Genomic DNA, 6785 nt, shown 5'->3' on the forward strand with positions numbered 1-6785 from the left:
ATCAAAGTATAAACAAATATTTATTATCATTTCGCCTTTATAGCAAATGAATATCAAAACTAGCGTTAATAAGGACGGAAAATGAATCATCTTAAATTTTCTCTTGCCGCTTTGCTTATTTTGTCGAATTTAAATGCAAAAGAGGCCGAAGTCGAGCTAAAGGAAGTAACGGTTAGCGGCGAAGCGGAGGCGCAAAGCGATCCGATGCAAAAAAAAGTCGGCCAAAACGTAAAAAGCTCCAAAGAACTAACCAAAACGCAGGTCTCTGATAACAAAGACCTAGTGCGATACGAAACGGGCGTAACGACGGTGGAGGCCGGGCGTTTTGGCCAAAGCGGCTACGCGATAAGAGGCGTGGAAGAAAACCGAGTAGCTATCACCGTAGACGGGCTCCATCAGGCTCAAACGCTAAGCTCGCAGGGCTTTAAGGAGCTATTTGAGGGATATGGAAACTTTAACAACACCCGCAACGGCGTGGAATTTGAAACGCTAAAACAAGCCACCATCGCAAAAGGCGCGGACTCCGTTCGCACGGGCTCTGGCTCTCTGGGTGGCTCCGTGATGTTTGAAACAAAAGACGCAAGGGATCTTTTGCTAGATAAGGACTATTTTTACGGCTACAAGGGCGGCTACAACACCGCCGACAATCAAACCATGCACTCGCATACCCTAGCCGGTAGGTTTAAGTGGTTTGATATCCTAGCCGTACAAACCAAGCGTAGACATCACGAGACGGAAAACTACGGCTACAAAGACTATGACGATAACGTACTAGGTAGAACCAGAGAAAAGGCCGACCCGTACTACATCAAAAAAACGAGCAGTCTTATTAAGCTAGGCTTCCAGCCTCACGAGGAACATAGATTTACCTTTATGTCAGATACCTACAAAAACCGATCTCAAGGCAAAGACCTATCATACACGCTTACGCTTTCTAGCAACAGGGACGAGATCGTAGATACCGGACTAAGATACAACGACGATATGATGGATAGGAAAAATCGCGCTTTTGCCTATGAAAATTTTAGCGAAACTCCGTTGTGGGATACGATGAAATTTACCTACTCTAATCAAAAAATCAAATCTCGCGCCAGAACCGAAGAGCACTGCCAAGCAGGAGAAAACTGCCCCGAGATTTCAAACCCTATCGGACTTCAGGTTAAAAACAACAAGGTTGTCGATAAATACGGCGGCGAAGTAACCTTGCAAAGAACCCAAGAAGTAGACCCTCAGTACGGCGGACTAACGTGGGTAAACAGACTCGTAGATAGCCAAGGAGCCGTCCATGATCAGAATAAATTTAGCATCAATCAAAACGTAAGCAACACTTGGCTTGACTGCTCGGTATTTGACTGCTCTCAGCCAAATATCGACGTGCTAAAATACGACTATGCCACCGACCAGTACGTCAAATCAACCGTTCCACTAGATAAAAGCTACACCGACGCAAGCACGGGCAAGACCTTTAAACAAAGCTCGCAGAGCGGATATCTCATCACTCCATACGGCCAAGGCTACATAAGCCGCGACTGGAAAGAGCGCGATCTGGATACTAACACCAAGCAGTTTAACCTAGACTTTAACAAATACGCCAAAACGGGCGACGTAGAGCACGATATCGCATACGGACTAAGCTTTGCTAGAACCGAAAAATCTATGACGAACAAGCAAGGCTACGACGCTACGAGCAGCCGGTGGTGGGCGCCTAAGACTCTAGGCACGGATTTTACCGGCACGCCATATACGTGCGAAAACGCGCCGCTAACGCTACTTTACGCGCTTTGCCCTAGAACCGAACCGCTCACGTCTTTTTTAATCCCTGTTAAAACAAAAGAAGGCGCACTATACCTCAACGACGATATGCGAGTAAACGACTGGCTAGGGATAAATTTAGGCTACCGCTACGACAAGATAAAATATAAACCAAACTACGTCCCAGGCTCTACGCCTAAAATCCCGGACGATATGGTGCTAGGTCTTTTCGTACCGTATAATCCTAGCCCAGAGCCAAAATGGTGGGACTACGCAGATAGAGACGAGTGGAAAATAGCTCACGACGCATGGAAGCAAGAAGCGCCTAATAATGCGCTAGCAAATATAAAATACATCGCTCAAAATAAAAAATTTACCAACAGCTCTTATGCTATCGGGGCCGACATCGATCCGCTGGACTACTTTAGAGTACAGCTAAAATACTCCAAAGGGTTTAGAGCGCCGACCACGGACGAACTATATCTAGCGTTTAAGCATCCTGATTTTACCATCCAACCAAACCCGGATCTAAAACCCGAGATAGCTAAAACAAAAGAGCTTGCATTGACGCTGCATGAGGATAAAAGCTTTATAACCACTAGCTTTTTTGAGACCAAATACGATAACTTTATCGACCTAATCTCTCTAGGCACTAAAAGCTACGCCACTGGCGGCGGCGGCAACACCATACCTTTTGCGCTATATGGCAACGTAAACCGCAGCAAAGCAACCGTACGCGGCTTTGAGATAAACTCTATGCTACATTTCGGTCAAATTTCAGACTCACTAAAGGGCTTTCACGCTAGCTACAAGCTAACGATGCAAAAAGGCAGAGTACAAACCGATAACGACGGCAAAGTACCGATGAACGCCATACAGCCGACCACTGCGATCTATGGTCTAGGATACGCGAGCCCGGCGGATAAATTCGGTGCCGATATCTACGTCACTAGTGTCGCATCTAAAAAAGAAAAAGACACATATAATATGTTCTGGCGCCTAGACACCGACCCGTACGGCAACCCGTACAATACAAACAGCCACTCTAAATGGAGAAGCAACGCCTACACCTTAGTGGACGTCGTAACCTACGTGCGACCGATTAAAAATTTGACGTTTAGACTGGGTGTTTACAACCTAACCAACGAAAAATACATCACTTGGGACGCTGCGCGCTCCATCAGGCCGTTTGGTACAATGAACATGATCGATAGAACCACGGGTCTAGGTATCAACCGCTTCTACTCGGCGGGCAGAAATTTCAGACTAAACTGGGAATTTACGTTTTAAGCCGCATTCTTATTCGGACGGGCTCTTGCCCGTCTCTTGCTTTTACGCTTACTTGATTTTTTAATTTTAAAAATGTTAAATTGACCGTCAAATTTGACCGTAAATTTGGAAGTTATAAAATCGCCAAACCAAGATCATCTCCAGGTTCAGCAAGGATATTTTTGCGCTAAATTTGCCCGAGAGTATTTTAAATTTACGCGCCGCAAAAGGCCAAATTTAGCCAAATTTAGCGTCCGCGCTAAAGCAAATTAAAAATTAAAACTCGTCTTGATCTTTAGAAATTTATGCAACGCTTCCTCGTTTTCTTTTAACGCGGCGGCATAAACCGAGCGAGTGAGCTTAAATTTAGCGATATTTATTTCAAACAGCCTGCCGTTTTTTAGCTCGTTTTCGATCAAAAATCTCGGTAAAAACGCCACGTACGTATCGGCATGGTTTGACGCCAACGCGCGGCAGACCATTATCGAACCGTCTAGCGAATACGCCACGTCAAGCGCATGCGCATCCACGCCGTGCTTATGCAAAATATCGTCAAGATAGGTGCGCGTTCTATCTTTGATAAATTTGAAATTAACTAACTCCTCAGGCTTCACGCTTTCGGCGATTTTTTTATTTGAAACCAAAATCAGCTCGTAGTCAAATAGCTTTTTAACGAGCAAGCTACTATCAAGCGACTGCTCCAGGATGATGGCGATGTCGCTGCGGCGGTCTTTTAGGTAGTTTATGAGCTCGTTTTGTTCTTTTATCCTGATGTCTAGCTCGCTGCCTACGCTTTGCGAGATTTTATCCAGCAGTATCGAGATGACCGCCTCGGCGATGAGCTGCGTGGTGGCGATTACTAGCGGCACTTTATCGGTTTTTATGCGTGACAGCTCGTCTTTAAAGCGAAACATCGCGCTTTCAAACTGAGTACAGAGCTTGTAAAATTTCTCGCCCTCGTGAGTTAGGACGATGCCGTTTTTCTTGCGCATTATTAGCGTGGTTTGCAGCATCTCCTCGAGCTTTTTCATCTGGAGAGTAACTGCTGGCTGCGAGATACCTAGAGCCCTTGAGGCTTTTGAGAAGCTTCTTTCTTTCACTATCTCCATAAAGGTATAAAATTTACTAAAATCATTGATCATATCGGGCTCCTTATTATTATATCAGCTTATAAAATCATATTTTTAATATTGTATTGATTTATATCTAAAAACGCTCTTAATCAGACCCAAATTTAAATCAGCGGCCATTTTTAAGCTTATTTTGTTAGAATTTAATCATTTTAATAAATAAAGCAGGAAATTTAATGCCCGATTTACTAGACGAACTAAACGAAAGCCAGCGCGAGGCGGCCTCGCACACCGACGGAGCGATGCTGATTTTAGCCGGGGCCGGTAGCGGAAAAACCAAAACCATCACCACTCGCCTAGCCTATCTCATAAGCGAGCTAGGCATCCCGCCGTCAAATACCCTAACGCTAACCTTCACCAACAAAGCCGCAAGCGAAATGCGAACCCGCGCGCTAAAAATGCTAGGCGACGCAGGTAAAAATTTCACTCCGCTACTTTGCACTTTTCACAAATTCGGGCTTTTGTTTTTGAAATTTTACATCGACCGTCTAAAGCGCAAAAACAACTTCGTCATCATCGACACCGACGATAAAAAGCGTATCCTAAAAGGCTTTGAGGGCGATATCGCGACCTCGGTTTTAGCTAGCGAGATCTCAAATTTTAAAAACTCGCTTTTAAGCGTAGAGGAGGTGCTAAATCACGGCGGCATGTTTGCAAACGGGCAAAATTTCAAAGACGGCTACCACGCAAAGCTAGCAAACATCTACAAGCTTTACGAGGAGTACTTGGCGGCAAATAACCTCGTGGATTTTGACGACCTGCTCTGCCTTAGCTATAAAATTTTAGACGAGGACGAGGCTCTAGCGCGCGAAATTTCACAGCGATACGCCTACATCATGGTGGACGAATATCAAGACACCAACGACTTGCAATACAAACTCCTGCGCAAACTCTGTCTAACGCACGAAAATATCGCGGTCGTGGGCGATGATGATCAGAGTATCTACGGCTGGCGAGGCGCAAAAATCGAAAATATATTAAATTTTAAAGATCAGTTTAAAGACGCCAAAGTCATAAGACTAGAGCAAAACTACCGCTCGACGAGTCAAATTTTACGCGCGGCAAACGAGCTCATCGATCACAATAGAAACCGCCTCGGCAAAGAGTTAAAAAGCACCAAAGAAGGCGGCGAGGACGTCGCGCTAATGGAATCAGACGACGAAACGATGGAGAGCCTAAAAGTAGCCAAACGCATCAAAAAGCTACTAGATAGCGGCGCGCAGGCTAGCGATATCGCGATCTTGTACCGCATAAACGCCCTCTCCCGCTCGCTCGAAGAAGGCCTAACCAAAGAAAAAATCCCGTATAAGATGGTCGGCGGAGTTAAATTCTACGAACGTGCCGAGGTCAAAGACGTCATCAGCTACCTAAGGCTAGTCGCAAACGAGAACGACGACTTCTCGCTAAAGCGCGTCATCAACCGCCCAAAACGCGGCCTTGGCAAGGTAAGCCTCGCAAAGATCGAAAAGATCGCCTTCGAGCATAAGCTTTCGCTATTTGAAGCGATATCAAGCCTAGACGAAAACGACAAGGATCTAAGCAAAAAAATCGTCTCGAGCCTCGGCGAATTTGCGTCAAATTTAAGAGAGCTAAAAGAGTGCGACTCACCGTACGAGCTAGTAGATAAACTAGAAGCGAAATTTGGCATAAAAAAATACTACGAGAGCTTGCCAGACGGCTCCGAGCGCGTGGCAAACATAGACGAGTTTTACGCTACGATCAAGGATCAAATCAAGCAAAATCCAAGCTTTTCTATCGAGGAGTTTTTAAACGAGATCGCGCTACAAAGCGAGCAGGATAATATCGGTGGCGAGGCGATCTCGATCATGAGTATCCACGCTAGCAAGGGGCTTGAGTTCGAGCATCTTTTCGTGATCGGGCTTGAGGAGGGATTTTTCCCGCTTCTAGGAGACGGTAGCGACATCGAGGAGGAGCGACGACTAGCCTACGTCGCCATAACCCGCGCCAAAAAAACCCTGACGCTAAGCTTTGTAAATTCTCGTTTTTACAAAGGTCAGAGAACGAGACTGGAAAAGAGCAGGTTTTTAAGCGAAGCAGGCGTTTGCAGCGGTAGCCTCATCATCCAGACGCAAACGCAAACCGCTGGCGAATACAAAAAAGGCGATCTCGTCAAGCATAAAATTTTCGGTATCGGTCGCGTAACGGCAGTAACGAAGATCAAAAAAGAGCTAAAGCTAACGATAAATTTCGGCGGAATCAGCCGCGAGATAATGTCTAGCTTCGTCGAAAAAGCGGTGTAAAAATGAGCAAATTTGAGGCTAGGCGCGCCAAAAGCGGTATTAAATTTGATCAAATTTATGCGGGCAAATTTGACGCAGCCTCTAAAGGTCAAATTTAAATGAACGTGCTTTTTGCGGCAAATAAGCCAGCCGGCATCAGCTCGAATCATTTTCTAAGCAGGCTAAAACGCAAATACGGCGTCAAAAAGGCGGGCTTTTCGGGCACACTTGATCCGTTTGCTAGCGGCTGCCTAATCGTTGCTCTAGGAAATCACACGCGGCTTTTTAACTACATAGATAAAACGCCAAAAATCTACGAAGCGACTATGTGGCTGGGTGCGACGAGCGCTAGCCTGGATAACGAAAACATCGAGGATATCGCGCTTTGCCCGCC

3 protein-coding genes and 1 pseudogene are annotated in these 6785 nt (G+C 45.7%); 3 read left to right on the plus strand and 1 reads right to left on the minus strand.

Annotated features, from left to right (window positions below):
• Nucleotides 1-81: 81 nt before the first annotated feature.
• Complete coding sequence (locus Q0200_RS02200) at nucleotides 82-3042, plus strand: TonB-dependent hemoglobin/transferrin/lactoferrin family receptor (protein ID WP_297937195.1); 2961 nt, start codon at nucleotides 82-84, stop codon at nucleotides 3040-3042.
• A 248-nt stretch (nucleotides 3043-3290) separates the two neighbouring features.
• Here Q0200_RS02200 and Q0200_RS02205 read toward each other — a convergent pair whose 3' ends face one another.
• Complete coding sequence (locus tag Q0200_RS02205) at nucleotides 3291-4163, minus strand: LysR family transcriptional regulator (RefSeq protein WP_297937197.1); 873 nt, start codon at nucleotides 4161-4163, stop codon at nucleotides 3291-3293.
• A gap of 164 nt (nucleotides 4164-4327) precedes the next feature.
• On the opposite strand from Q0200_RS02205, the gene Q0200_RS02210 reads away from it, so the two are divergent.
• Together Q0200_RS02210 and truB are read left to right on the plus strand one after the other, a co-directional pair.
• Nucleotides 4328-6412 carry a UvrD-helicase domain-containing protein gene (locus Q0200_RS02210; protein WP_297937200.1) on the plus strand — a complete coding sequence of 695 codons (2085 nt, stop codon included), beginning with the start codon at nucleotides 4328-4330 and terminating at the stop codon, nucleotides 6410-6412.
• A 98-nt stretch (nucleotides 6413-6510) separates the two neighbouring features.
• Nucleotides 6511-6785, plus strand: a pseudogene (gene truB / locus Q0200_RS02215) (tRNA pseudouridine(55) synthase TruB); the annotation flags it as partial.

The organism is uncultured Campylobacter sp., from assembly GCF_938045225.1.
Lineage (GTDB): Bacteria > Campylobacterota > Campylobacteria > Campylobacterales > Campylobacteraceae > Campylobacter_A.

Bases quoted from the DNA above. Each gene is read 5' to 3' on its own strand.
- Q0200_RS02200 (WP_297937195.1), top strand. From the start codon at position 82: ATGAATCATCTTAAATTTTCTCTTGCCGCTTTGCTTATTTTGTCGAAT.
- Q0200_RS02205 (WP_297937197.1), bottom strand. From the start codon at position 4,163: ATGATCAATGATTTTAGTAAATTTTATACCTTTATGGAGATAGTGAAA.
- Q0200_RS02210 (WP_297937200.1), top strand. From the start codon at position 4,328: ATGCCCGATTTACTAGACGAACTAAACGAAAGCCAGCGCGAGGCGGCC.